This window comes from Burkholderia sp. ABCPW 14 (genome assembly GCF_001523835.1).
Classification (GTDB): domain Bacteria; phylum Pseudomonadota; class Gammaproteobacteria; order Burkholderiales; family Burkholderiaceae; genus Burkholderia; species Burkholderia mayonis.
The window spans coordinates 24,600-49,122 of record NZ_LOVS01000048.1 but is presented as its reverse complement, the minus strand read 5'-3'; the positions used below and the strand labels follow the sequence as shown (position 1 = coordinate 49,122).

Here is a 24,523-nt window from a genome sequence, read left to right as displayed (position 1 = left end):
CTGCACGCGAAGGCTGCTCGGCGCGTGCCGGCCAGCTTCGTTCCGGGCTGATAGGTTGGCGTCGTGGCGCATTCAGCTTCCTGTCAAACGACCAAGCACACTCGATTCGCGTTTGTGCAGAGCATCCTTAGCAGACAAAAGTAGAGCGCCGAGTCGTTCACTCGAATGGTGCACGAACCGGGTGCGAAATGGCGCCTGAATCCCGCTGCGGCACGCTGCACGTGCCGTTCGCGGTCGGCTGCCGCGATGTGCGGATGTGTGGCGGCGGCTCACCGCTTGTCATGGTGTTTTACTGCGTGTCAAGGTTTGTCGCTTCAGCGCTAAGGCGATTCGTGCGATTGTTTTGCCGTGGCCGCGTTCGAGTGCGTTGTGGTTAATCCTGCATTTGATTCGGCTGCATGGATCGTTGCGACGATGTTCGTTGTGAAAGTTGCAAAGCACTATTCGTTCAACATGCTGTGATTCTTCGGCGGGTTAGTCGGTTGCTTATTGCGCGATGACCGATTAGGTGCCGCGTTTCGACGACCGCGCAAAATCGTTTGCGCGATTCCGCGCAATGTCGGATTTGCGGCGTTGCCGGGAAACGGAGCGGGATGCGGCGACGCTGCTTCGTCTCGTTCGGCGGATCGCATTTGCCGGATCAATCGACCGAAGAGCGGCGGGTGCGCATCGGGGTCGAGCGCATATCGCATATCGCATGTGCGCGGCGATTGTCTTCGCGGAGCCGTCGAGCGTGCTCGGCGAGCGCGCTTCGTCGAGCACGCTCGACGGCAATGGAGATCGATGCATCGCTCGGCACGCTCGTCGCTTGCCGAATCTCACCCGATGCACCGCGCGCCCCGGCCGCGCGGATCAAGCATCGTCCGACGTTTCGTGCGGATCGACCATGCATCGCGTGTCGAACGACATGCCGCACGGTTCATGTCGCGCGGCTCGCTGCCGCCGGAGCGCGGCATCCGTGGCGCATCGTCGTCGGGCGCCGACGCGTTCGCGAGCGCGTTGAACGTCTTCCTGCCGCCGCCGATGCGCTCGCGCTCGCATCGGCTTCGAATCAGAGAAACCGCTCGGCGCGAAACGGCGCGACGTTCGCGGCGGTCGGCTCGCCGCACATCGTCTCTGCGAGCAGGCGTCCCGTGATCGGTCCGAGCGTGAGCCCGTGATGATTGTGTCCGAACGCGAACCACATCCCGCGGTGCCGCGGCGCGGCGCCGATCACGGGGCGCATGTCCGGCGTGCACGGCCGAAAGCCGAGCCATGGCTCGGGGTCGAGCCGCGGGCCGAGCCTGAACGTCGGCTGCGCGACGCGTTCGGCGCGCGCGAGCTGCACGCCCGTCGGCGGCAGCGTGCGCGCGGCGATCTCGACGCCCGTCGTGAGCCGCAGCCCGCCGCGCATCGGCGCGACGACGTAGCCGTGCTCGAGATCGACGACGGGCGCGGACAGCGACGCGCCGTCGGGCGGCGCGTAATGCATGTGGTAGCCGCGCTTCTCGCGCAGCGGAATGCGGTAGCCGAACTTCGCGAACACCGTATCGGACCACGGGCCGAGCGCGACGACGACCTCGCGCGCCGCCGCGACGCCGTTGGCCGTGCGCACGCGCCAGCCGTCGCCGCTCGACTCGATGCTCGCCGCATCGCCTTCGAGCAGCGTGCCGCCGTCGAGCTCGAAGAGCCGTGCGTACGCTTTGACGAGCGCGCCGGGATCGACGACGCTCTTCGGATCGAGCCAGTGCAGCGCGCCGCAGAACCCCGGGCCGAGCGCGGGCTCCTGCGCGGCGAGCGCGGACGCGTCGAGCGTCGCCACGCGCAGGCCGTGCCGGCTCGCGCTGCGCAGTGCGTCGCTTGTCGCATGCGCGAGGCGGGCGGGCGTGCGATACGCCTCGATCCAGCCGCACGCGCGCACGAGGTCGCCCGCGTTCGCGCGCGCGATCAGCGCGTCGTGCTCGGCGACGCTGCGCTCGATGAGCGGCAGCAGGTCGCGCGCGGCGGCCGCGTGGCGGCGCGGCGACGATTCCCACCAGAAGCGCGCGAGCCACGGCGCGAACGACGGCAGCGACGCGCGATGCCAATAGAGCTCGGTCGAGCGGTTCATCGCGTAGCGCAGCAGCGCGAGCGGGCTGCGCGGAAACGCATACGGTGCGACCGACGCGCGCTCGATGAGTCCGGCGTTGCCGAAGCTCGTGCCTTCGCCGGGCGCGCCGCGATCGACGAGCGCGACCCGGCGGCCGCGATCCTGAAGGTGCAGCGCGGCCGATACGCCGACGATGCCTGCGCCGAGAACGATGACGTCGAAATCCATGAGGCGAGAGTCGGTGATTTGTGTAGCGCGAATGGCGGACGGATTCCCGCCAGATGAATGTCGCACGATCGCACGATCGCACGACGAGCGAAGCGCGCGGCCGGCCGGCGCGGAACCGCCGAAAACGGCAAGCCGATTCGACAGGCAATCGAAAGAAACGGCGGGCTGGCCGCGCGATTGCATTATTTCATCTAAATATCAAAATGCCTGCTATGGCCCCAACGAAGGTGCCGCCATATGCATGTTCGTGGGCGAACATTGCATGGACGTCATGCCGGTTCGGATACCCATGCGGTTGCACCTCGGTCCGGATGCCGGGCCGCACGCCGTCGCCTCGACCGTCTCCGATTTCGTTCGGCGCACGCGACGGTGCAGTGCAGCATCGCGTCAAGCACTCGTATATAAAGAGGAATTGCGCTGAATGACCGCGCGAAACGCGTCGCGAACCTTGAATCGGATTGCGATGCAACACGTCGCAATCGGGCGCAACCGGGGGCTCGCGCGATCGGCCGGACTGCGTATTTTCCCTGATTCGTCAGCTATTTCTGGTCAGACGCATGAAAAACGATCCTATAATTTCGGCTGCCTTGCCAACGGCTGTCGGCAGATCCGTCCGACGAGCGGTTAGGTAAGCGGGGCAGGCGAATCGCTTGCGCAATATAAGACGCATCACGTTGTCTTTCCGAACCAAGGTCTCCGTCTTTCGCGACGGCGGCTGACACTGCCGGCCCCGCAAGCGTCATTCCATCTGCAGGTCCGTCTATCCGTCTCGGGCGTATTCCAAGTCGTTTCGTCCACGGGTGTTGTTCGATTGCGCAAGTCATGCCGCCTTGCCCGTATGACTAAACATAATCGAGGAGCTCCTGATGATGCTGTCCCGTCTTTCGTCCATCTCTCTTGCCGCGATGCTTGCCGCCGCCGGCGCCGCGGCCCATGCGGAAACCGTGAAGATCGCCATTGCCGGCCCGATGAGCGGCTCGGTCGCTCAGTACGGCGACATGGTCAAGGCCGGCGCGCTGACGGCGATCGAGCAGATCAACGCAGCCGGCGGCGCGGGCGGCAACAAGCTCGAGGCGGTGATGATGGACGATGCGTGCGAGCCGAAGCAGGCGGTCGCGGTCGCGAACAAGATCGTCAGCCAGAAGATCAAGTACGTGATCGGCCACGTGTGCTCGGGCTCGACGATTCCGGCGTCCGACATCTACGAGAACGAAGGCATCGTGATGGTCACGCCGTCCGCGACCGCGCCGCAGCTCACCGAAGGCAAGAAGCGCAAGTTCGTGTTCCGCACGATCGGCCGCGACGACCAGCAGGGGCCGGCCGCCGCGCAGTACATCATCGGCAAGGTCAAGCCGAAGAAGGTTGCCGTGCTGCACGACAAGCAGTCGTACGGCCAGGGCATCGCGTCGGCGGTGAAGAAGGACCTCGAAGCGGCGAAGATCTCCGTCGTGCTGTTCGAAGGCATCAACGCGGGCGATTCGGACTACTCGGCGACCATCACGAAGCTGAAGTCGCAAGGTGTCGACTTCGTCTACTTCGGCGGCTATCACCCGGAAATGGGCCTGCTGCTGCGCCAGGCGCGCGAGCAGGGCGTGAAGGCCGCGTTCATGGGACCGGAAGGCGTCGGTAACAAGGACGTGACCGCGATCGCGGGCCCCGCGTCCGAAGGCATGCTCGTCACGCTGCCCGCCGACTTCACCGCCGATCCGGCCAATGCGGCGCTCGTGAAGGCGTTCGCCGACAAGAAGCGCGATCCGAACGGCACGTTCCAGATGCCCGCGTATTCCGGCGTGAAGATCATCGCCGATTCGATCGCGGGCGCGAAGACCACCGATCCGACGAAGGTCGCCGCGTACATGCATCAGCACGGCTTCGACACGCCGATCGGCAAGGTGTCGTACGACGCGCAGGGCGACCTGAAGGCGTTCAAGTTCGTCGTCTACAAGTGGCACAAGGACGCGACCAAGACGGCCGCCAACTAATCGGAGTATCTGCCCGCCCATCCGCCCCGCCGCACGTTCGCGCGGGGCGGGTCGCATGGGCCCGGCGCCGCCGCGCGAGCAGCGGGCCGCGGCGCGGCGGGCGTGTCGAGATCGGACGCCCGTGCGCGGCATGCGCCGCCGCTTTCATGAGCGGGCGCGCATGCACGCGCGTCGGCGCGAACGGGAGCTTCCCGCATGAATGAATTCTTTCCGCAATTCGCCCAGCAACTGGTCAACGGCCTCACGCTGGGCGCGATCTATGCGTTGATCGCCATCGGCTATTCGATGGTCTACGGGATCATCGGCATGATCAACTTCGCCCACGGCGAGATCTACATGATCGGCGCGTACGTCGGGCTCGTCACCCTGACCGCGATCGGCACGTCGGCGGGCTATCCGCTGCCGCTCGTGCTCGGTGCGGCGCTCGTCGTGTCGGTCGTTGTCACCGGGCTCTACGGGTTCGCGGTCGAGCGCGTCGCGTACCGGCCGCTGCGCGGCGGGCCGCGGCTCGTGCCGCTCATCTCCGCGATCGGCATGTCGATCTTTCTGCAGAACTACGTGCAGATCGGCCAGGGCGCGCGCGACATGTCGGTGCCCGTGCTGATTTCCGGCGCGTTCGACATCCATGTCGGCGGCGACTTCGACGTGACGGTGCCGTATGCGCGTCTTCTGATCGTCTGCGTGACGATCGCGCTGATGATCGCGCTCACGCTGTTCATCTCGCATTCGCGGATGGGCCGCGCATGCCGCGCGTGCGCCGAGGACATGCGGATGGCGAACCTGCTCGGCATCGACACGAACCGCGTGATCTCGTTCACGTTCGTGCTGGGCGCGATGCTCGCCGCGGTGGGCGGCGTGCTGATCGGGCTCACGATCGGCAAGCTCAATCCGTACATCGGCTTCGTCGCGGGCATCAAGGCGTTCACGGCCGCGGTGCTGGGCGGCATCGGCAGCATTCCGGGCGCAATGCTGGGCGGCGTGCTGCTCGGTCTCGCGGAGACCTTCGCATCCGGCTACATGCCCGCCGAGTACAAGGACGTGGTGGCCTTCGGCCTCCTCGTGCTGATCCTGCTGTTCCGTCCGACGGGCCTGCTCGGCAAGTCGGACATCGAAAAGGTGTGAGGCCGCCCATGAATCAAGCGATGACTTCCGTCCGCACGACGGCCGGCGCGCCGGCCGTCCAGTCGCTCAAGCACGCGGTGACGGCCGCCGTGCTGACGGCGATCCTCACGGTGCCGATCCTCGGCCTCCAGTTGAAGCTCGACGGCTATCAGGTCGTGCTCGAAGCGCACTGGCGGCCGGTCTGGATCGCGGTCGCCGCCGTGTTCCTGTTTCAGCTGTTCAAGCCCGCGCTGCTGCGTGCGAAGGCAGCGGTGCGCCTGCCCGCGGCGGCGCCGCTCGGCGCGCGGCAGCAGCGCGCGGTCGTCTGGGCGCTCGTCGCGATCGGCTTCGTGTGGCCGTTCGTCGGCTCGCGCGGGGCGATCGACGTCGCGACGCTCGCGCTCATCTACGTGATCCTCGGCCTCGGCCTGAACATCGTCGTCGGCTTCGCCGGGCTGCTCGATCTCGGCTATGTCGGCTTCTATGCGGTCGGCGGCTACACATATGCGCTCCTCAACCAGTACTTCGGGCTGACGTTCTGGGAATGCCTGCCGCTTGCCGCGCTCGCGTCGGCGACGTTCGGCTTCCTGCTCGGCTTTCCGGTGCTGCGGCTGCGCGGCGACTATCTCGCGATCGTCACGCTCGGCTTCGGCGAGATCATCCGTCTGCTCGCGAACAACCTGACGAGCATCACGGGCGGCCCGGACGGCATCTCCGGCATTCCGAAGCCGACCGTGTTCGGCTTCGAGATGGCGAGAAGCGCGAGCGTCGAGGGCGCGAAGACGTTCCACGAGCTGATCGGGCTCGAGTACAGCGGCGAGCACGTCGTGATCTTCCTGTACCTGATCGCGCTCGTGCTCGTCTGCTTCACGCTGTTCGTGACGAGCCGGCTGATCCGGATGCCGATGGGCCGCGCGTGGGAAGCGCTGCGCGACGACGAAATCGCCTGCCGGTCGCTCGGACTCAACCCGACGCGCATCAAGCTGTCGGCGTTCACGCTCGGCGCGTCGTTCGCCGGCATCGGCGGCGCGTTCTTCGCGGCGCGCCAGGGGCTCGTGAATCCCGAGTCGTTCACGTTCATCGAATCCGCGCTGATTCTCGCGATCGTCGTGCTGGGCGGGATGGGCTCGCAGCTCGGCGTGATCCTCGCGGCGGTCCTGCTGACCTTGCTGCCCGAAATCGCGCGCGGCTTCGCCGAGTACCGGATGCTGATGTTCGGTCTCGTGATGGTGTTGATGATGATGTGGCGCCCGCAGGGCCTGCTGCCCGCGAGCCGTCCCCACGTGGAGCTGCCGCAATGAGCGCGACGACGGAAATGTTGAAGGTAGCCGCGCTGCAGATGCGCTTCGGCGGCCTGCTCGCGGTGGACGGGGTCGATTTCGACGTGCGCCGCGACGAGGTGTTCGCGATCATCGGCCCGAACGGCGCGGGCAAGACGACGGTGTTCAACTGCATCGGCGGGTTCTATCGGCCGACGTCGGGCAGCGTCGTGCTCGACGGCCACGCGATCGGAGGCCTGATGAGCCACCAGGTCGCGCGTAAAGGGCTCGTGCGGACGTTCCAGAACATTCGGCTCTTCAAGTCGCTGACGGTCGTCGAGAACCTGCTCGTCGCCCAGCACCGGCTGGTGAAGTCGGGGCTCCTGCACGGCCTCTTCGCGACGCCGGCGTATCGCCGCGCGGAGCGCGAAGCGCTCGAGCGCGCGGCGGTGTGGCTCGATCGAATGAACCTGACGGCGGTCGCGAACCGGCCCGCGGGCACGCTTTCGTACGGGCATCAGCGCCGCCTCGAGATCGCGCGCTGCATGATCACGAACCCGCGCCTTCTGATGCTCGACGAGCCGGCGGCGGGCCTCAATCCGCAGGAGAAGGTCGAACTGCAGCATCTGATCGACCGTCTGCGCCGCGAGTTCGGCGTCGCTGTGCTGCTGATCGAGCACGACATGAGTCTCGTGATGGGCGTCTCGGATCGCATTCTGGTGATGGAGCATGGCCGGCCGATCACGATCGGCAAGCCCGACGAAGTGCGCAACGATCCGCGCGTGATCAAGGCCTATCTGGGAGAGGAGTGATGCTGAAGCTGGAGAAGGTCCACACGCATTACGGCGCGATCGAGGCGCTGTCGGGCGTGTCGATCGAAGTGAAGAAGGGCGAGATCGTCACGCTGATCGGCAGCAACGGCGCGGGCAAGACGACGCTGATGATGACCGTGTGCGGCACGCCGCGCGCGTCGAGCGGGCGTGTGCTGTTCGAGGGCGACGACATCACCGCGATGCCGACGCACGGGATCATGCGCCAGGGGCTCGCGATCTCGCCGGAAGGGCGCCGCGTGTTCCCGAGCTTGACCGTGCTCGAGAATCTGAAGATGGGCGGCTTCTTCGCGACCCACCATGAAATCGACGAAGGCGTCGAGCACGTGTATCGCCTGTTTCCTCGGCTGAAGGAACGATCGGCGCAGCGGGCGGGTACGATGTCGGGCGGCGAGCAGCAGATGCTCGCGATCGGCCGCGCGCTGATGAGCCGGCCGCGCCTCTTGCTGCTCGACGAGCCGACGCTCGGCCTCGCGCCGCTCGTGATCGCGCAGATCTTCGACATCATCCGGACGATTCGCGACGAAGGCGTCACGGTGTTCCTCGTCGAGCAAAACGCGCACAAGGCGCTGCAGGTTGCCGATCGCGGCTATGTGCTCGAAACCGGGCGGGTCGTGCTCGCCGACACCGGCGTGAACCTGCTGGAAAACGACCGGATCAGGCGCGCGTATCTCGGTGGATAACACGGCGGTTCTGCGGGCGTGATGCCTGCGGAACGGGAAACGGGCGAATGCGCATCTCCGAAAATCCGAATATTGCGCGTTCGTTCGAATTCACCGAGCACATGTAATGTGCTTCAGCTCACATAACTCGCCATCCGCGCGAGTTCATGCAATTGCCGTATTCGTTTATTTCGAATGACACTTTATCGGACTGCATGCGAATGCAACCGATGCCGCGCTGCTCCGTCTCCATCCCCAGTCGTGTCGCCTCCTTGGTCGCTGCGCGCTTCGTCGAGAATTTGAAGGTAAGTCGCGGAAAACGCTGGAATTTATGGTGTCGAAGGCCATGGAAGATGAGCTCGCGTGAGTGAAATCGTTCTGTCTCGATATTGTTTGGACTCCTCCTTTATATCTCCATTCGATCTGGGAAAATTCCTGGGTGAGTCATTGAAACAATCCGGATTTTAGTGCACGTTCCGTGCACAAATATCGATAAATCGATAGGGTGAATGCATATGCCGATCTATCCGCTTTATCGCCTGCAAGGTTTACTTTTACAAAAAAATAACTATGATTCCCGGAGCGTAAGAAGTTTGTCGGCTTGATCAAGCTGCTAAGGAATGCGAATCGAGCTGCCAAGGTTCACCGTGGGATCGCTGCGGTCATGTCGATCGACGACGCCGCGTCGGAGCGCAGTCGATCCTGCCCGTCGAAGCGATGACGTTCACTGATTAGGGAGGCGTTCTTATGAACCCGATGGTCTGGCGTAGTGCATCCGATTCGATCAAGCGTTTCATTGCCGCACCGTTGATGGCGGCCGGCTTGTCCGGCGCCGCGCTTGGGGCGCCCGTCGATGCACCAGACCTGCAGCATGCGGTCCAACAGGCATTCTCGTCGCGGCTCAGCAAGCGAGGTCCGGCGGCGCCGGCAGCACGCGACGACTTGGTCGAATCGATCAAGTCGGATCTGGAGGCCGGATGGGTGCTCGGCACCGTGACGCAAGTCGTCCCGGACGGCACGCCGGCCGATCCCGTCACGAAACTCTTCCTCGCGCAGCGCGTGAAAGAACGATGGGTCGTCGGCATCGAAGGCAGCGACACGTTCTATGCGCTTGCCGCCGCGGCGCCGGCGAAACTGCTCGCCAACGAGGAACGAGCGCACCTCAACGCGGGTCGCGCGGCGACCGCGCCGAAGCCGAACGCAGCGCCGGGGCAGACGGGGCTCGCGCTGCCGTGGCAGCAAGGCACCGCGTGGTACTGGACAGGCGGCGCGCACGGCTGGAGCGGCGACAGCCGTCCGTTCAACTCGCTCGATTTCTCCGGCGGCAACGGCCAGGTGCTCGCCGCTCGCGACGGCGTTCTCTACAAGAGCTGCGAGCGCAACGGCAGCGCGATCGTCAAGCTCGTCCACGACAACGGCTATGCGACCACGTATTACCACATGGTCCAACTGACTCAGGCCGGCAGCGGCACGCGCGTGCGTCAGGGCGAATACCTCGGTCGAATCGGCAACGCCTTGCCGTGCGGCGGCCAGACGACAGGCGCGCACGTGCATTTTGCGCTGAGCCAGGGCGGCAGCGACGTGCCGGTGAACGGCAAGACGATCGGCGGCTGGCAGTTTTTCGAAGGCGCCAATACATATTCGGGCTATGCGATCCGCAATCAGCGCCGCGTGTCCGTGCAGGCGTCCCTCACCAATTATGGTTCGGAAGACAGCGGCGGGCCGATCCAGCCGTCGCCGCCCGCGAAGGCGACCGTGCAGGCGCCGGGGCCCGTGAATCTGCGCAGTGCGCCGTCGTTGTCCGCATCGGTCGTCGGCACGGTGGCGAACGGCGCGACGGTCCAGCTCGCGTGCTACGCGTACGGCGATACGGTGCAGGGCAACTGGGGCGCGACGCGGCTCTGGTACCGGCTCGGCTCGAATCAGTGGGTGTCGGACGGATTCGTCAATACGGGGAGCAACGATCCGGTCGTGTCGGCTTGCGTCAATTGATGCCGTCGACCGGTTGCCGCTTGCGCTCGCGCCTGGCTTGGGCAGCATCCGCACGATTCGCGGCGGACGACGCGATGGCGTGATGCCTGACACGTCACCGATTTCCATTATCCCGCCGGCTACCGGGCGATGCGGATGCCGGGCGGCGCGCACGGCGCGTGGGCGGTGGGGGCGGCACGCGCGGTCGGCTGCGGGTGCTTGCGCGGCGATAGCCGCGCGCGTTCGCTCATTCGGCGTCCGGCGCCTCGATGACGAGATCGGATTGCGCGATCGCGACGCACGGCAGGATGTAGCCTTCCGCTTTCTCTTCGGCGCTCACGCCCGGCCAGTCGATACGGTAGACGATCGAGCCTTCGCGCAGGCGGCACAGGCAGGTCCGGCACGTGCCGTTGCGGCAAGAGCGCGGCAGCGACACACCGGCGAAGCCTGCCGCTTCGAGCAGCGACAGCGATTCGGGCGCGTCGAAACCGACTCCGAGCGGCTCGACGCGCACTCGGTGCGAACGTTCTTCTGATTCGGTCATGCGATCGTGGGTGGAGAGGCAGCGTCGCGGACGAGGAGCCGCAAGGATACCCGATGCGGCCGCGCACTTCGCCCGCCGGCGCGCCTGCGGGTGTGTGCATCGCGCGTGGGGGCCGGATGTCGCGCGCCTGTCGCCGGTTGTGGCGGCTCAGGCGCTCGGCCGCCGCCTGCGCAGATGCCGATAGATGGTGTTGCGCGCGAGCCCGAGTTCGCGTGCGGCCGCCGACACGTTGCCGCGATGCCGGTCGAGCGCGCCGTCGATCAGCGCGGCCTGATGGTCCTGCAGCGTCGGCGATGCCGCGGTTGCTGCGGACGCGGCGGTCGCTTTCGCGTGCGGCGCCGCGGCTTCCCGTTCGAGCGCCAGGCAGTCTAGCCAGAAATCGTCGGGCAGATGCTCGACGCTGATCTGCGTTTCGCTTTCGGCGAGCATCCCCGCCGTGCGCAGCACGTTGGTCAATTGACGCAGATTGCCCGGCCACCGGCAGCGCGCAAATGTGGCGAGCACCGCCGGCGACACGCTCGCCGGCATCGGCTCGCTGCGCGCGAGTCGCGCGAGCACGCGTGCAACGAGCGTTTCGAGGTCCGAGCGCTCGGCAAGCGGCGGCAGCGTCACCGCGAGGCCGTTGATCCGGTAGAACAGATCCTCGCGGAACGTGCCGGTCGCGATCATGGCGCGCAGGTCGCGGTGCGTCGCGCAGACGATCCGCAGGTCGACCGGCACCGGCCGTGCGCCGCCGAGCGGCATCACCGCGCGTTCCTGCAGCACGCGCATCAGCCGCACCTGCTGCGCGAGCGGCATGTCGCCGATTTCGTCGAGAAACAGCGTGCCCCCGTCCGCCTGCGCGATCTTGCCGGGGCTGCCGCGCTTGCGTGCGCCGGTGAACGCGCCGTCTTCGTAGCCGAACAGCTCCGCCTCGATCAGCGAATCGGGCAGCGCCGCGCAGTTGACTGCGACGAACGGGCCGTCGCGGCGCGGCGACGCATGGTGCAGCGCCCGCGCGAGCCATTCCTTGCCGGTGCCCGTCTCGCCGAGCACGAGCACCGGCAGGTCGCGGCCGCGCACCTTGCTGACGCGTTGCAGCACGGCGGCCATCCGCGCGTCGCCCGTATCGAGCGTCGCGAACGTGATCGCGTCGGGATCGACTTCGCGCGCCGCATCGGCAATGCGGGACGGCGAGGCGCGCCCGGTCACCGGGACGGCCGTGCGCTGCGCGTCCGCGAATTCGCAGCGCGCGCGCACCCGCACGCCGGTCGCGAGCGTCAGCGTGAAGCACGCGAGCGGTTCGCGCGCCGCATGCTGCGCGAGCTTTCCGAACGACATGCCGAACAGTTCGTCGCAGCCGCGCTGCTGCAGTGCGTCGAGGCTTGCGCCGAGCTGGAATTGCGCGCTGCGGTTCGCGGCGATCAGCGCGCCGCTCGGACTGAATGCGACGAGGCCGGCGAACAGCGAGTCGACGAATTCGTCATGCGCGTGGAAGCGCACGCGCAGCGCGTCGGCACACTGGTTCGCAAACAGATGGTTCTCGATCAACTGCGCGGACATCTTCACGAGCGCGAGCGTATGCGGGCTGAAGCCGCGCGGATCGCCGCTCACGTCGAGCGCGCCGAGGATGCGTCCGAACGGATCGACGATCGGCGCGCACGAGCAGGTAAGCACGTGGTTCGCGCGCAGGAAATGCTCGGCACCGTGGACGGCGAGCGCCTGGCCCGCGATCAGCGCGGTGCCGATCGCATTGGTGCCGCGCGTGTCCTCCGCCCACGACACGCCGGGGCAGAGCGCGACCCGGTTCGCCTTCTCGACGAAATCGTCGTCGCCGATGCTGTGCAGGATCACGCCGTTGCGATCGGTCAGGAGCACGAGGCTCTGCGTGTCGGCAATCTGCGTGTGCAGCGTGTCCATCACCGGACGCGCATGCGTGTACAGCGACTGGCTGCTGCCGATCAGCTCGCGCAGCGCGGTGCGCGACAGCGGCGAGAAGTCCGGCAGCTCGGACGCGCGCAGGCCGACCGATAGCGAGCGGGCATGCGCTTGCGCGAGCAGGTCGACACGGCTCGCTGCGGCGGGCAGCACGGAAGATTGCGGCATGACTTGTCTCCATGGGGCCCGCCGACGGAGTGTGTTCTCCGCTCGACCGGCGCAGCGGTTGACGTGGCGGCGCGGGCACGTCTCATCATACAAGCGCCGCGAGCGATGCGCGACCGCAAATCGAATTCCCCTTGCTTTTGGGCCCCTGCATGCAATGATGGAAACAAGGCGCGCACGCGCCGCGCCTCGCCGGGACCGACGCCGAAAACGCGCGTGGTCCCCGCCATTCGGCATGCGCCGCGACATGCATCCGTTCGGGGGGAATCATCATGGTTCGGACGGAACTGAGAGTGGTGCTGGCGGCGATCGCGACGTTCGTCGCGCTGGCCGGTATCGCCGTGGCGATCCACGGATTGTTGTTCGACCAGGATGCCGCACTGCGATACGGCGTGGCGGCGATCGCGCTCGGCGTGACGACCTGTGTGGTCGCGCTGAACGTATGGCCGAAGGACGAGCATAAGTAAGCGGGCGGCCCGGGCGCGGCGACTGCGAGAGCATCCGCGGCGTGGTGGGGTCCGATCGGCTCGCTCATTGGGCGACGCGACGGACACCCTCGGACACGTTCGAGATGCGGCCGCGCGGTCGGCGCAGAGGGCGATTCGCCGGCGGCGCGAGCATCGGCGGACACGGCGGCAATCCGCTGACGATATAGCGCCTCAGTGCGCAACCGGTCGACCGTCGAGCCTCGCGCCAGAACACCGAAACGGCTGCCGACTCGGCTCGTTTGCGATCGGCGCGACATGGCGAATCGCAGTCGAATCCGGCGCTCGATTCGCATGACGATTTGTCGCGCGCTTTGCTGCGCAGTCAAGCCGTTCCCCCATTAATTGGCAGAAGAATGCGCTGCAGCATGCGCGCGCGCAGGGTTTTTTGACGAAATCTTGAGTCGTGCCGGAAAGCGTCTAAAGTGAATTCAACCGGAGCATCAGGCGAGCGCGCGCCGTTCGCCGCACGACATCCTCTCCGGCCAGCCCGCGCGCTTCCGGCCGGCACATGCTTCCGGCGGCACGCGGTTTCTTGCATTCTCGAGCTACGGCAAAGGCGGTTCCAATGCAGATCCAGTTCACGAACGATGCTCCCGAATATTCGGGACGCGAATTGACGATCGCGTTCATGGCAATGGTCGACGGCGAGCCGGTTCAATGCCATATCACCGCCGAAGCGCTCGAGGACCATTTCGGCGCGGCTTCGCCGCGTTTCGAGGACATGGTGGGCGCATTCGACACGCACCGGCCCCGTATCGAGGCCGCGGCGCGGCGGCTGCTCTCCGAGACTCGTGCGCAGTGCGTGGTGCTGAGAAGCGGATACGTCCGATTTTACGAGGCGAACTGGCGCTAGAGTGCGCCGTGTCGCGAACGAGCGCTGCCCGGGGGTAGCGCTCGTTTTTTTGTGCCGGCGTCGGCGGTCCGATTTCGTTCGGCATGCTTGCGGTATGCATCGGCGACGGATGTCGGGTGCGCCGGTTCATGTGACTCTCTGGTTCGTTCATCGGACGAGCGGACAGCGTCCATGGGAAGGCGCGTAGAACGGTTGGGCTGCTCGAGCGCCGGTTGTTCGTTCGTCGGGATTCCATCGGCCGATTGTGGAATGGATGCGCGGCGAGCAAGTGCAGCGCGAACGATCGTCGCCACGGCCATGCGCGCTTGACTGGCGCGCTCTCCACAATCTTGCGATGTCCTGACGAGTTTTTTTCGGTTGAGTTCGCCAGTCGAGCCTTCCGCTGCCAGTCGATCCATAGTGTGCGACATCCCGCTGGGAGCGTTCCGAACGCATTGCCTCGGACGATCCCGGTACGACCGAATCGGCAAAATCCGGAGATGGCTTGATGACTGTCGAATCGATCGGCCACGACAGAAGCGATTTCGGGGGATCTCATCGGCCGGATCTTCTTTCAGCGGCTGTGAATCCGCGTCAGGTTTTGTTGCCGCACGCGGCAATGTCGCGAATGCGCAAGCGCGTGTGCATTCTGTCGACGGGTGAAGACGAGCGCTGCGGAATGGCGGTTTTGCGGCTCGGGATAGGGCGGGCGGTTCGGCGGCGGCGCGCGGTTGCGCGGGCGGCTTGTCGTGTGAGAGTTCATGCCCGAGCGAGGCGTCCCCGCGCGACGATCGCCGTCGTTGCGACGGCTTTTGCGATCTTGCGTCGTCGACCGACTACATCATTCGACGCGACCGCGTCGCCCCCGGCACGTCCATGCGCGGGCGAGCTGTTTGCGGCAGCGAGCGTTTCCGCTTCCGCCGCCGCGCAACGCGCCGCTCATTCGGCGCCGAGGTAGAAGTAGCGGAACAGGAAGACCGCCGCGATGATCCAGACGACCGGCTTCACCCGCTTCGCGTGGCCCGTCAGCAGCTTGAGGCCGCCATACGCGATGAAACCGAACGCGATGCCGTTCGCGATCGAGTACGTGAACGGCATCAGCAGCGCGGTGAGCGCCGCGGGCACGGCTTCCGTCGCGTCGTCCCATTGCACGTCGACCATGTCGCGCAGCATCAGGCACGATACGTACAGCAGCGCCGGCGCGGTCGCGTAGCCGGGCACGACGCCCGCGAGCGGCGCGATGAAGAGGCACGCGATGAACAGCACGGCGACCGTGATCGCGGTGACGCCGGTGCGTCCGCCCGCCTGCACGCCGGATGCGCTCTCGATGTACGCGGTCGTCGACGACGTGCCGAGCAGCGAGCCCGCGACGATCGCGGTGCTGTCGGCGAGGAGCGCCTTGTTCAAGCGATGCATCTTGCCCTGGACGAGGAGCCCCGCACGATTCGCGACGCCCATCAGCGTGCCCGTCGCGTCGAACAGCTCGACGAGGAAGAACACGAGGATCACGTTGACGATGCCGGTCGACAGCGCGGCGCCGATGTCGAGCTTGAACAGCGTCGCGTCGATCGACGGCGGCGCGGAGAAGATTCCGTGAAACTGGTTGCCGCCGAAGAAGAACGACAGGACCGTCACGCCGATGATGCCGATCAGGATCGCGCCGCGCACGCGCAGGTAATCGAGCGTGACGATCGCGAAGAAGCCGACGATCGCGAGGATCGTCGTCGGCTTGTGCAGGTCGCCGAGCGTGACGAGGGTCGCCGGGCTGCCGACGATCACGCCTGCCGTCTTCAGCGAGATGATTCCGAGGAAGAGCCCGATGCCTGCCGTAATCGCGATCCGCAGCGACTTCGGAATCCCGTTGACGATCACTTCGCGCACGCGGAACAGCGTGACGAGCAGGAACAGGCAGCCGGAGATGAACACCGCGCCGAGCGCGGCCTGCCACGTGAAGCCCATGCCCTTGACGACGGTGTAGGCGAAATACGCGTTGAGGCCCATGCCGGGTGCGCAGGCGATCGGGTAGTTCGCGTACAGGCCCATGATGAGCGACGCGAGCGCGGCGACGAGGCAGGTCGCGACGAAAACGGATTCCTTCGGCATGCCCGCGTCACCGAGGATCGCAGGGTTGACGAAGATGATGTAGGCCATCGTCAGGAACGTGGTGACGCCCGCGAGTATTTCGGTGCGAAAGTCGGTTCCGGCTTCCGCGAAGCCGAAATACCGTTTGATTGATTCCATGTGGGCGATTCTCCGGTCGAGTAGTCGTGTTGCCGAATGCTTTGTGAGTTGTGTTGCCCGCGAGGCGGACGTACTGTAACCAGCCACTATTGAGCGGCTATCGGCGGATTGTAATAGCGGACATAGGCGGGACGATATATTCGCGGCGATTGGTCGTGCTTTGTCGTCGCGCTCGCGGCGATTCGCGCCGCACGGGCGTCGAGGCTTCGGGCAGGCGGGTGCAGGCAGGCGCGCTCGTCCGCGGATCGTTAAAATGGCCGCTGGCCGCTTTCGCCTGTCGCCTGCCGCGCGCGGCGCGGATGGCGTCGACGAACGAACGTCGTCGTCGCTCGCGTCGGCACGCCGCCCGTTCACGGACTGGAGAGTACAGCTTGACCTTGATCGCTCGAATGCAAGAAAGCGTCGCGCCCGCGCGCGGCGAACAGGACGTCGGCGCCGGCCATCCCGCATGGATGCCGGTTGCGCTCGCGGAATCGGGCGTGCGGCGCTTCGGCCCCGGCGAGAGCAATCCGCGCATCGTCGAGTACAACGGCTGCACGAATCTCGTGGGCTACGACGACAAGGTCTCGTGGTGCTCGTCGTTCATCAACTGGTGTCTCGCGCGCGTTGGGATTCCGGGAACGGGCTCCGCGCTCGCGCGATCGTGGCTCGAATGGGGCCGCGCGCTGAGCGAGCCGGCCTACGGGTGCATCGTCGTACTGACGCGCGACCATCCGACGAGTTGGAAAGGGCATGTCGCCTTTTATCTACGGCACGACGACGAGCACATGTATCTGTTCGGCGGCAATCAACGCGGCGCGGTGCGCGAGCTCCCGTATGCGCGTTCGCGGCTGCTCGCGTATCGATGGCCGGACGAATGCGGACCGGGCTGACCGGCTGCATCGCAGTCTGCCGATGAGCGTCATCGGTTGTGGCGGCGCGTTTTGCTTCTCGTTGATGTATCGCGCGCAGAAATGACGACTTCGTGTGCCGATCGTCGCGAGCCTCGTTCGAGGCGCCGATCGTAATTTCTTCGAAAGCAAGGAGTTTGCGCGACGCTCGGTACACGCGCGACCGCGTTTTCCCGTTGTGATCGACTGCATGCACGCGTTGTGCGCGCGTTACGGCAACGCCGGGCAATTGCTCGCGTTGCGGCGGTGCGACGCCCCATCGTCGTGCATGCCGGTGCGGCATCATGTTCGAACGAACGCATGCGAATCGTGCAATCGCGTCGCCGGATTCGCACGGCGCCGTGCCGATTGCATGGAAAGCAATTTTGGCGGCTTCGCGACCGCAATATGTCGACGCGGATCGCATGAAAAGAAAAATGCATGCTTGTCGACAGGATGCCTCGTCGCCGCGCATACGCCGCCGACTGACGGCTATCCGGAAATTCGTCCCATTCAGAAGACATATATGTCTATTTTGGAGATAAGCGTTTCCATTCATATTCTGATGAATATTTTTCTTTATGATCAATGGGATATCGTCGGGTTGGAAGGTGTTGCAATAAGGCGGGTTGTGTAAAAGAATGCAAGTCGTCATCGCATTAACGCGATTCTCTATCTAGGATAGAGACAATGCTCGCGCCGGGTGTCGCCGGATGCCGGGAGCGGATGTGAGCGTCGACGCATTTTGCAGTGGCAACTGAAGTGGTGCGTGCTGGGGCAGGGCTTTGCAGGTTGGGCGGCGCCCCATGTAATTTCGTCCGTCAATTCGGAGGCAAGCATGTTGAACTGGATTAGCCGATGGGCGTTGCGTCACGCCCCCACTCCTGAGAAGAGTGCTGCATCGATGCTCGTGACCGCACGGATGGAGTTGTTCACTGCCGAACAGCGGGTCATCGACGCGAAGTTGCAGGCCGATTATTGGCGCACGCGTGTTTCGTTTCTCGAAGAGGTGCAGAAGCAGGGCATCGATCCGTGGGTGAGCGCGCAAGTGCAAAAGAGCGTCGACGAGCCGTCGACGACCGTGCGCGGCGCGTCGGGCCCGCGTCTCGCGGCGAGTACGTAACGCGTTGCACGAGTGGTTCGCGACGCGCGGCGCAAGCCGGCTGTCGCGGTTTCATCGGTGCGCGCTTTGCCGCGCACATTTCCTCATCGTTTCGGCTGCGTCGTACATCGATCCGCGCGGCGTAGCCGTTCAATACATGTGTTGCGTGCATCCGTTCCGAGAAGGCGCAGAACCGATGCATGCGACGTTCATCATTTTCCCGGCAGACTCGTGCGCGTCCCGGTGACGATCGCGACGTAGTCGCGATGTCGCTGGGCGTCATGACGTGCGCGACCACGGCCGTTCCCCGAGAGGCGGCCGGACGAACTGCAATCGCGATCGTTTCCCGTGCCGGCAGATCATCGTTGTGCGCGACATATCGCGCTTCGAACGCCGGCGCCGGATTGCTCGGTCGGTTGCATCCCGACACGTCGACGCCGGGCGTTCGATGACGCCACATCGTCCATGAGAAGAACTCGGCGAGCGCGAGCGATCGCCGACGTCGCGGCGCGCCTTGCCGGCATCGATCGTTCGGATGCGAAATCATGCTCGCATGCACATGTCGGCCTTCGCTTCATCGATATGCGTAGTCATCCTGATGATTGAGATCGAGACGACTTCGTGAAATGCAGGTCAAGCGGCAACGCACTTCATCACCGATTGCGCGCAGCGTCAGCCGCTCCGCGCGACGAGCGGAGCGACTGACGGCCCAGTGCCCGCGAAGGCTATTGTCGCGTCGAGTCGGCACGACACGCTCGTCCATCCGCTCGCACGACGCTTCATCGCGGACGCGGGCTGGTCAGATCGGCGACTGCGTCGAGCAGCCCGTCGAGTATGCCGCCGATCCAGCCGCGCCGACGCACGTATGCGGTCGTGAGCAAGATCTCGGCCGTCGACGGCCCGTCGGTGCCGAGCCAGATACGCTCGCCGCGCGGCACGTGCAGTAAATCGCCCGGCTGCATCCAATAGTCGTCGACGCTGCGCGAGCGCGTGAGCCACACGCGTGAGCTCAGCACGTGGATCTCGGTGTGGCTGCGCGCACGCCACGTCATCATCGCACTCGGCTCGAGCGCGAAGTGAAGCGTCATGCGCGGCAGCTGGATCGAGTCGCATCCGTCGTATTGCATCGGATCGCGACGAAATAACAACCGGCTTGCCTGGTCCATCGTCTTCTCCTGAATAGAGCCGGCGGAAGGAGCGCAGCGCAATGAAAAAGGCCCCAACCGTTTCCGGCGGGGGCCTCTTGACATCCGATGTTGCGGATAGCTAACGCACGAGCGCCCCCGGTGATGTGCCACAACGGGCATTCACTGGCGGGTGGGCAACTACTGCGACGATGTGCTTGCGCGTATCCATGGCGATGAGTTTGGTCATCCTTCGTTGGCTTGTCAACGAAAATCTTGCGACAAACGCGGTTACTGCGGATGCGACGTCCGCCGGCGCAGCGATGCATGCGCGACAGGTTTTCTGCCCGGCGATCGGAGCCGGTGCGACGCGCGGTCCTCAGGATGCCGCAATGAATCCGTTGCGTAGCAGCAGAGCGGCCAGCAGCGCGTTCGGGCTGGCCGTTGGCGTTGCATCGGCGCCGGTCGAGGTCGATGAAGATTGGCGGCAGATTTCGTCGGCACGAGGCGATTGCATGTGCTTCGCTCGCGGGTACGAAAACGCAAGCGCATGGCGAGCCGTTCGGATCCATGTGGCAACAAGGCACCGATCGTTGCCGGATCGGCAACGCTACGCCGTTGCTGGCGCGCGAAGCAAACCGCTCGCCGAAAACGCTGCTCCGCGCGGAACGGTTCGCAGCGCACAGTTCGAATCACCGCGTCGCGCCCCACAGCAGTGTCGTGCCGGCCGACAGCATCACGAGATCGAGCAACCGGTGGAATGCGGTCGTCGACAAGCGCAGCGTGACGGCCTTGCCGAGCGAGATGCCGGCCGACAGCGACGAGCCGACGAGCACGCCCTTGATCACCACGTCGAGCGGCAATCCGCCGAGTTGCTCGAACGCGGCGAGCTTGCTCGCGTAGACAACGAGCGACGCCGCGGCTTCGGTCGCGAGCAGCCCGCCCTTGAGCAGGCCGTATGCGGTGAAGATCGGCAGCGTCAACGGGCCGGTCGAGAACACGATGCCGGTCAGATAGCCGACCACCGCGCCCGCCGCCGACAGTTGCCATGCCGACAGCGTGAATTCGTTTCGGCTTGCTATGTATCGATAAGGGATCATCGACAGGAAGAACACGCCGAGCGCGCAATCGACCCACTGCGGTTTGAGCACCCAGAGCGTATGCGCGCCGAGCGCGGCGGCCGGCGCCGCGGTAATCGAATAGGCGAAGAACGCTTTCCATGCGATGTCGCCGCGCCACACGTACGCTCTCGAGATGTTGCCCAGCACCGCGGCGATCGCCATGATCGGCACGGCCTGCTTCGGGCCGAAGTAAAACACGAGCGGCGGCAGGAGCATGATCGATGCCCCGGTCCCAATGACGCCGCTGACGACGCCCGCGACGACGCCGATCAGCAGCACGATCGCATAGGCTGTCATTGCGCATCCTCTTCGATAGGTTTGCCTCCGAATAGGGGACAATCCAGCATGCTAGCTAATCGGCGAGTCGGGCACGGTGCTAAAATTTTCTTCAACCCTGTCTTGTCTTCGATGATCACGGCCGATACGCCGGATCGTTCCAGCGATTGGACGTTCAATGCGAAATGCTCGGGCTTGCCGCCCGTGTCGCCATCGATGATGAGCGGCTTGGTCGTGACATCGAAAATGTGCTGGACATTCGACAGTCGGCTCGCGATGTCGAGGATTTCGATGTCGGGCCGACCGCGCAGCGTCGAATCGGTCAGTGAGCTGGACCAGAAGCCGTCGAACTCGGATTGCGAGACCCCGTCCGCTACATAAACTTTTTCGCTGATCATTGCGGAAATCGGACTGTGGCTCTCGATGAAGCGCAGTGCCTGGCCTGACGCCAGCTTTTCCTTGAATGATCGACGTCGTTGTTCGTTGGTAATCGGCTGGCTTATTAATTCTCTTATCGGCACGATTTGCTCCTTTTGAATGAAGCAATTTAATAATTTAAATTCTGGCCTTGTGGTTAAGGTTTATTAAGATTGGATGACAATATCGAACCGGCTTCCGTGAAATAAAGTCACGCGTTCGTGCACGGGGTGTGCAGTCGGACGGCGATGAAAACAAGCACGTCGTGCATTCCGCTTTCGGGAACGACGGCGCACGGTTCGATGCGGAAACCGTTTCTTATGCGGGTCATCATTGTGCGGGGCGAGTGGATGCCGAGTCGGCGGCGCGATGCGCCGGAAGTCGGAAAAATGGAAGGGCGAGAGACCGCGAGCCGGCTGCCCGTTCGAGCCGTGCGGCGCACGGTCCGGGCGAAGCCGCCGATATGAAGCGAAGCGAGCGATTCCGGGCGAACCGAACGAAGCAGAAGCACCCGGCAAGCGAAGCGGACGGTCCCGCGCACGTGTTGCGCGGAACCGTCGTCCGCGGTCACATCAGGACGCGGCCTTTTCCGAACCCCAGTTGCCGCCATGCGCGGCGGCCTGCGCGGCCGGCGAGCGCGCGAGATATTCGAGCGCGACTTCGGTCGAGCCTTCGTCGTGCGGCGTATAGCTCGGCCGGTAGTAGCGGAGCGCCGCGCCGATCGTCTTCCAGAACGACGGCAGATGGTTGCGCCGCGAACCGCGCCACCACGAGAGCACGAAGCCCGGATAGCGGCCGGTGCTCGGATCGCGCTCGTACATGTACTTCGCGCCCGTCATGATGAAGTAGAGCAGGATCAGGACCACGATCGTCATGTGGAACGCGCGCTCCACATAGTTGCCGCCCAGATGCCGATAGATGTCGAACGCGACGGTCCGGTGCTCGACTTCCTCCGCGCCGTGCCAGCGCAGCAGGTCGACGACCGCCGGATCGGCGCGGCCGTCGTCGAGCCCGCGCGCGTGCAGCACCCAGTTGCCGAGATAGCCGAAGAAGTGCTCGAGCGACGCGATCACCGCGAGCTGCTGGCGCAGCCAGAAGCGCGTGTGGCCGATCTTCAGGCCGAACGGGCGTTCGCCCAGCGCTTTCGTGAAGAGCCAGTTGAGCCGCCGCGTGAACGGCTTCGTGTCGATCCCGTGCCGCTCGTAGTAATGCTTGAGCACGCTGCCGTGCGAGCGCGAATGCACCGCTTCCTGACGCAGGAAGCCTTCGGCGTCGGCGTACAGCGTGGGATTGGTGATGAGCGGCAGCGCCTTGTTGTACACGCGGCAGAACCATAGCTCGCCTTCCGGGAACAGCAGGTTCAGCGTGTTGATGATGTGCGTGCTTTCCGGATCGCCTTCGATCCATTGGATCGGTGTCTTGGCGAAATTGAATTTGACGTGGCGCGCCTTGATCAGGTAGTGATTTTCGGGGGCGTTCATCGGTGTCTCCTCCAAGGTCGGGGCTGTTTCGCCGCTCAGTGCGACGCCATGCTGACTCGGGCGATCATCCGGCCGAGCCACGGCATGAAGCGCCCCACGAAACGCATCGCATGCGCTTCCGCGCCTATCGCGACGACCGGTTTGTTTTGCAACACGGCATCGACCATCGCCTTCGCGACGGTTTCCGGTTTCAGGCCGCGCATCTGATAGAGCTTCGTCGCGCGCTTGCGCAGCCGTGCTTCGTCCTGCGCGCTCTTCGCGCCCGCGTATTGGGTCGACGCCATGATCCCCGTCTCGGCGAAGCCGGGGCAGACGGCCGTCACGCCGATGCCGTGGTCAGCGAGCTCGGCGCGCATGCACTCGCTCAGCATCAGCACAGCGGCTTTCGTCGTCGCGTATGCGGGCAGGTCGCGCGACGGGCCGAACGCGGCCGCCGACGCGGTGTTGACGATGTGGCCGCCCGCGCCGCGCGCGGCCATCTGCTTCGCGAACAGGCGCGAGCCGTGGATCACGCCCCACAGGTTCACGCGCAGGATGCGCTCCCAGTGCGCGGCGGACGTGTCGAGGATGCCGCCCGCCATGCCGATGCCCGCGTTGTTGACGACGACGTCGGCGCCGCCCAGCTCGTTGCCGACCCAGTTCGCGAGTGCTTCCATGCCGTCGGCCGAGCCGACGTCGACGCGCCGCACGTGCGCTTGCGCGCCGAGCAGGCGCACGAGGCACGCGGTGCGCTCGGCCGCCTGCTCGTCGATGTCGACCGCGACGATCGACGCGCCTTGCTTCGCGAATTCGACGGCCGCGCAGCGGCCGATTCCGCTGCCCGCGCCGGTGATCACGACGCGCTTGCCGATGAACGGGCCGGCGCCGCTTGCGCGGCGCGCATGCGCGAGCGCGGGCGGCGCCGTGCCCGTCTCGACCGCCTCGATCAGTTCCTTCGCGAGCGCGGCGAAGCGTTCGGGGTCCGATATCGGCAGCCAGTGCCGCTCGGCGACTTCGCGGCGGTAGTAGGTCGGCACCCAGCGCGCGATGTCGGCCGACAGCGCCGGGCTCACGAACTTGTCGCGCAGCGGCACGACGACCTGCACGGGCGCGTGCGCATAGCGCTCGCGCGGCGCGAACACACGGCGGATGAAGTTCGCGCGATACAGGCGCACGCCGTGCACGCCGTCGTCGATCTGCGTCGGGCGCGGGCCGACGTCGGTGTGCTCGAGCTTGCGCATCAGCGCGGGCCACGCGCGGCCGAGCCACAGGCGCCAGCTCAGCTCGGGGATGAACGGCAGATGAAACAGGTACACATACCACGAGCGCACGAGCTGGCCGCCGAGGCGTTTCACCGAAGCGGGCGACGGGCGCGCGAGTTGCTGGCGCAGCCAGTAGCCGACGTGGTCGAGATTCGGACCGGAGCACGACGTGTATGACAGGATGCGCCCCGCGAGCCGCGGCTCGGTGACGAACTCCCAGCCCTGGATCGAGCCCCAGTCGTGGCCGATCACGTGGACTGCGCGGTTCGGCGCGAGCGCGTCGATTACCGCGGCGAAATCGTCGACGAGCCGTTCTAGCCGATAGTCGGCCGTGCGCGTGGGCTTCGTCGACAGGCCCGCGCCGCGCACGTCGTAAGCGATCACGTAGTACGACTTCGCGAGCAGCGGCGCGACGCGGTGCCAGACGCTGCTGTTGTCCGGATAGCCGTGCACGAGCACGACAGCGGGGCGCGACGCGTCGCCCCAGGTCTTCGCGGCGAGCGTGACGTCGCCGGCCGGGACGGCGGTTTCGGTGTGGACCGATTCGAACAGCGCGAGCGGCGCTTCGTCGGAGAGGGGCTGCATCGTGGTGTCTTGTTGTGTT

The 24,523-nt window shown here is 65.4% G+C and carries 20 protein-coding genes and 1 pseudogene; 11 read left to right on the top strand and 10 right to left on the bottom strand.

The window, feature by feature from the left end:
- Positions 1-1,051 precede the first annotated feature (1,051 nt).
- Positions 1,052-2,296: an NAD(P)/FAD-dependent oxidoreductase gene (locus WS62_RS06390; RefSeq protein WP_066569147.1), complete on the bottom strand. Its 1,245-nt coding sequence runs from the start codon at positions 2,294-2,296 to the stop codon at positions 1,052-1,054.
- 866 nt (positions 2,297-3,162) lie between these two features.
- Between WS62_RS06390 and WS62_RS06385 the strand changes: the two genes are divergently transcribed.
- The 6 genes from WS62_RS06385 (at position 3,163) to WS62_RS06360 (ending at position 10,122) form a co-directional block, all read left to right on the top strand.
- Positions 3,163-4,278 (top strand): branched-chain amino acid ABC transporter substrate-binding protein, encoded by a 1,116-nt coding sequence (locus tag WS62_RS06385; RefSeq protein WP_066569144.1) that lies wholly within the window; start codon positions 3,163-3,165, stop codon positions 4,276-4,278.
- Between the two features lie 195 nt (positions 4,279-4,473).
- Positions 4,474-5,400, top strand: a complete 927-nt coding sequence (gene livH, locus WS62_RS06380; RefSeq protein WP_066569142.1) for a high-affinity branched-chain amino acid ABC transporter permease LivH — start codon at positions 4,474-4,476, stop codon at positions 5,398-5,400.
- An 8-nt stretch (positions 5,401-5,408) separates the two neighbouring features.
- Positions 5,409-6,680 carry a high-affinity branched-chain amino acid ABC transporter permease LivM gene (locus tag WS62_RS06375; protein ID WP_066569140.1) on the top strand — a complete coding sequence of 424 codons (1,272 nt, stop codon included), beginning with the start codon at positions 5,409-5,411 and terminating at the stop codon, positions 6,678-6,680.
- Positions 6,677-7,450 carry a high-affinity branched-chain amino acid ABC transporter ATP-binding protein LivG gene (gene livG / locus WS62_RS06370; RefSeq protein ID WP_066569138.1) on the top strand — a complete coding sequence of 258 codons (774 nt, stop codon included), beginning with the start codon at positions 6,677-6,679 and terminating at the stop codon, positions 7,448-7,450. The genes WS62_RS06375 and livG overlap by 4 nt, the downstream gene beginning before the upstream one ends.
- Positions 7,450-8,151, top strand: a complete 702-nt coding sequence (locus WS62_RS06365; protein WP_066569135.1) for an ABC transporter ATP-binding protein — start codon at positions 7,450-7,452, stop codon at positions 8,149-8,151. The genes livG and WS62_RS06365 overlap by 1 nt, the downstream gene beginning before the upstream one ends.
- Positions 8,152-8,877: 726 nt before the next feature.
- Positions 8,878-10,122, top strand: coding sequence for a peptidoglycan DD-metalloendopeptidase family protein (locus WS62_RS06360; protein WP_066569128.1), 1,245 nt, complete (start codon positions 8,878-8,880; stop codon positions 10,120-10,122).
- A 226-nt stretch (positions 10,123-10,348) separates the two neighbouring features.
- Here the strand turns inward: WS62_RS06360 and WS62_RS06355 are convergent, their stop codons facing one another.
- Together WS62_RS06355 and WS62_RS06350 are read right to left on the bottom strand one after the other, a co-directional pair.
- A complete protein-coding gene (locus WS62_RS06355; protein WP_066569125.1) occupies positions 10,349-10,645 on the bottom strand; it encodes a 2Fe-2S iron-sulfur cluster-binding protein in 297 nt (98 codons plus the stop codon).
- A 147-nt stretch (positions 10,646-10,792) separates the two neighbouring features.
- A complete protein-coding gene (locus WS62_RS06350; RefSeq protein WP_066569122.1) occupies positions 10,793-12,730 on the bottom strand; it encodes a sigma-54-dependent Fis family transcriptional regulator in 1,938 nt (645 codons plus the stop codon).
- 269 nt (positions 12,731-12,999) lie between these two features.
- Between WS62_RS06350 and WS62_RS06345 the strand changes: the two genes are divergently transcribed.
- Entirely contained in the window at positions 13,000-13,194 is a 195-nt protein-coding gene (locus tag WS62_RS06345) for a DUF2964 domain-containing protein (RefSeq protein ID WP_066569108.1), read from the top strand.
- Between the two features lie 438 nt (positions 13,195-13,632).
- On the opposite strand, the gene WS62_RS37935 is transcribed toward WS62_RS06345, so the two are convergent.
- Positions 13,633-13,845: a hypothetical protein gene (locus WS62_RS37935; protein WP_231748213.1), complete on the bottom strand. Its 213-nt coding sequence runs from the start codon at positions 13,843-13,845 to the stop codon at positions 13,633-13,635.
- On the opposite strand from WS62_RS37935, the gene WS62_RS06340 reads away from it, so the two are divergent.
- Positions 13,781-14,068 (top strand): DUF1488 domain-containing protein, encoded by a 288-nt coding sequence (locus WS62_RS06340; protein ID WP_010108324.1) that lies wholly within the window; start codon positions 13,781-13,783, stop codon positions 14,066-14,068. The genes WS62_RS37935 and WS62_RS06340 overlap by 65 nt on opposite strands.
- A gap of 918 nt (positions 14,069-14,986) precedes the next feature.
- Here WS62_RS06340 and WS62_RS06335 read toward each other — a convergent pair.
- On the bottom strand, positions 14,987-16,288 hold the full coding sequence (locus WS62_RS06335; RefSeq protein WP_066569106.1) for an NCS2 family permease: 1,302 nt from the start codon (positions 16,286-16,288) through the stop codon (positions 14,987-14,989).
- A gap of 389 nt (positions 16,289-16,677) precedes the next feature.
- Here WS62_RS06335 and WS62_RS06330 point away from each other — a divergent pair, with 389 nt between their 5' ends.
- The 3 genes from WS62_RS06330 to WS62_RS06325 all read left to right on the top strand — a co-directional run bounded on the left by WS62_RS06330 (position 16,678) and on the right by WS62_RS06325 (position 18,280).
- Complete coding sequence (locus WS62_RS06330) at positions 16,678-17,160, top strand: NlpC/P60 family protein (RefSeq protein ID WP_066569104.1); 483 nt, start codon at positions 16,678-16,680, stop codon at positions 17,158-17,160.
- A 94-nt stretch (positions 17,161-17,254) separates the two neighbouring features.
- Complete coding sequence (locus WS62_RS36040) at positions 17,255-17,794, top strand: hypothetical protein (protein WP_156440885.1); 540 nt, start codon at positions 17,255-17,257, stop codon at positions 17,792-17,794.
- Between the two features lie 201 nt (positions 17,795-17,995).
- The gene (locus WS62_RS06325) at positions 17,996-18,280 is read left to right on the top strand and encodes a hypothetical protein (protein WP_066485167.1); all 285 of its coding nucleotides are present in this window, start codon (positions 17,996-17,998) and stop codon (positions 18,278-18,280) included.
- Positions 18,281-19,038: 758 nt separating this feature from the next.
- Here WS62_RS06325 and WS62_RS06320 read toward each other — a convergent pair.
- The 5 genes and pseudogenes from WS62_RS06320 to WS62_RS06300 form a co-directional block, all read right to left on the bottom strand.
- Positions 19,039-19,425 carry a DUF2917 domain-containing protein gene (locus WS62_RS06320; protein WP_066569103.1) on the bottom strand — a complete coding sequence of 129 codons (387 nt, stop codon included), beginning with the start codon at positions 19,423-19,425 and terminating at the stop codon, positions 19,039-19,041.
- Between the two features lie 650 nt (positions 19,426-20,075).
- Positions 20,076-20,801 (bottom strand): sulfite exporter TauE/SafE family protein, encoded by a 726-nt coding sequence (locus WS62_RS06315; RefSeq protein ID WP_066569100.1) that lies wholly within the window; start codon positions 20,799-20,801, stop codon positions 20,076-20,078.
- 86 nt (positions 20,802-20,887) lie between these two features.
- Positions 20,888-21,301: pseudogene (locus WS62_RS06310) on the bottom strand (isocitrate lyase/phosphoenolpyruvate mutase family protein); the annotation flags it as partial.
- Between the two features lie 468 nt (positions 21,302-21,769).
- Positions 21,770-22,678, bottom strand: coding sequence for a metal-dependent hydrolase (locus tag WS62_RS06305; RefSeq protein ID WP_066569152.1), 909 nt, complete (start codon positions 22,676-22,678; stop codon positions 21,770-21,772).
- Between the two features lie 35 nt (positions 22,679-22,713).
- Positions 22,714-24,504 (bottom strand): SDR family oxidoreductase, encoded by a 1,791-nt coding sequence (locus WS62_RS06300; RefSeq protein ID WP_066569096.1) that lies wholly within the window; start codon positions 24,502-24,504, stop codon positions 22,714-22,716.
- Positions 24,505-24,523: the final 19 nt, after the last annotated feature.

Bases quoted from the DNA above. Each gene is read 5' to 3' on its own strand.
- WS62_RS06385 (WP_066569144.1), top strand. From the start codon at position 3,163: ATGATGCTGTCCCGTCTTTCGTCCATCTCTCTTGCCGCGATGCTTGCC.
- livH (WP_066569142.1), top strand. From the start codon at position 4,474: ATGAATGAATTCTTTCCGCAATTCGCCCAGCAACTGGTCAACGGCCTC.
- WS62_RS06345 (WP_066569108.1), top strand. From the start codon at position 13,000: ATGGTTCGGACGGAACTGAGAGTGGTGCTGGCGGCGATCGCGACGTTC.
- WS62_RS06355 (WP_066569125.1), bottom strand. From the start codon at position 10,645: ATGACCGAATCAGAAGAACGTTCGCACCGAGTGCGCGTCGAGCCGCTC.
- WS62_RS06365 (WP_066569135.1), top strand. From the start codon at position 7,450: ATGCTGAAGCTGGAGAAGGTCCACACGCATTACGGCGCGATCGAGGCG.
- WS62_RS06325 (WP_066485167.1), top strand. From the start codon at position 17,996: ATGTTGAACTGGATTAGCCGATGGGCGTTGCGTCACGCCCCCACTCCT.
- WS62_RS06340 (WP_010108324.1), top strand. From the start codon at position 13,781: ATGCAGATCCAGTTCACGAACGATGCTCCCGAATATTCGGGACGCGAA.
- WS62_RS06305 (WP_066569152.1), bottom strand. From the start codon at position 22,678: ATGAACGCCCCCGAAAATCACTACCTGATCAAGGCGCGCCACGTCAAA.
- WS62_RS37935 (WP_231748213.1), bottom strand. From the start codon at position 13,845: ATGAACGCGATCGTCAATTCGCGTCCCGAATATTCGGGAGCATCGTTC.
- WS62_RS06390 (WP_066569147.1), bottom strand. From the start codon at position 2,296: ATGGATTTCGACGTCATCGTTCTCGGCGCAGGCATCGTCGGCGTATCG.
- WS62_RS06335 (WP_066569106.1), bottom strand. From the start codon at position 16,288: ATGGAATCAATCAAACGGTATTTCGGCTTCGCGGAAGCCGGAACCGAC.
- WS62_RS06360 (WP_066569128.1), top strand. From the start codon at position 8,878: ATGAACCCGATGGTCTGGCGTAGTGCATCCGATTCGATCAAGCGTTTC.
- WS62_RS06350 (WP_066569122.1), bottom strand. From the start codon at position 12,730: ATGCCGCAATCTTCCGTGCTGCCCGCCGCAGCGAGCCGTGTCGACCTG.
- WS62_RS06320 (WP_066569103.1), bottom strand. From the start codon at position 19,425: ATGGACCAGGCAAGCCGGTTGTTATTTCGTCGCGATCCGATGCAATAC.
- WS62_RS06375 (WP_066569140.1), top strand. From the start codon at position 5,409: ATGAATCAAGCGATGACTTCCGTCCGCACGACGGCCGGCGCGCCGGCC.
- livG (WP_066569138.1), top strand. From the start codon at position 6,677: ATGAGCGCGACGACGGAAATGTTGAAGGTAGCCGCGCTGCAGATGCGC.
- WS62_RS06330 (WP_066569104.1), top strand. From the start codon at position 16,678: ATGCAAGAAAGCGTCGCGCCCGCGCGCGGCGAACAGGACGTCGGCGCC.
- WS62_RS06300 (WP_066569096.1), bottom strand. From the start codon at position 24,504: ATGCAGCCCCTCTCCGACGAAGCGCCGCTCGCGCTGTTCGAATCGGTC.
- WS62_RS06315 (WP_066569100.1), bottom strand. From the start codon at position 20,801: ATGACAGCCTATGCGATCGTGCTGCTGATCGGCGTCGTCGCGGGCGTC.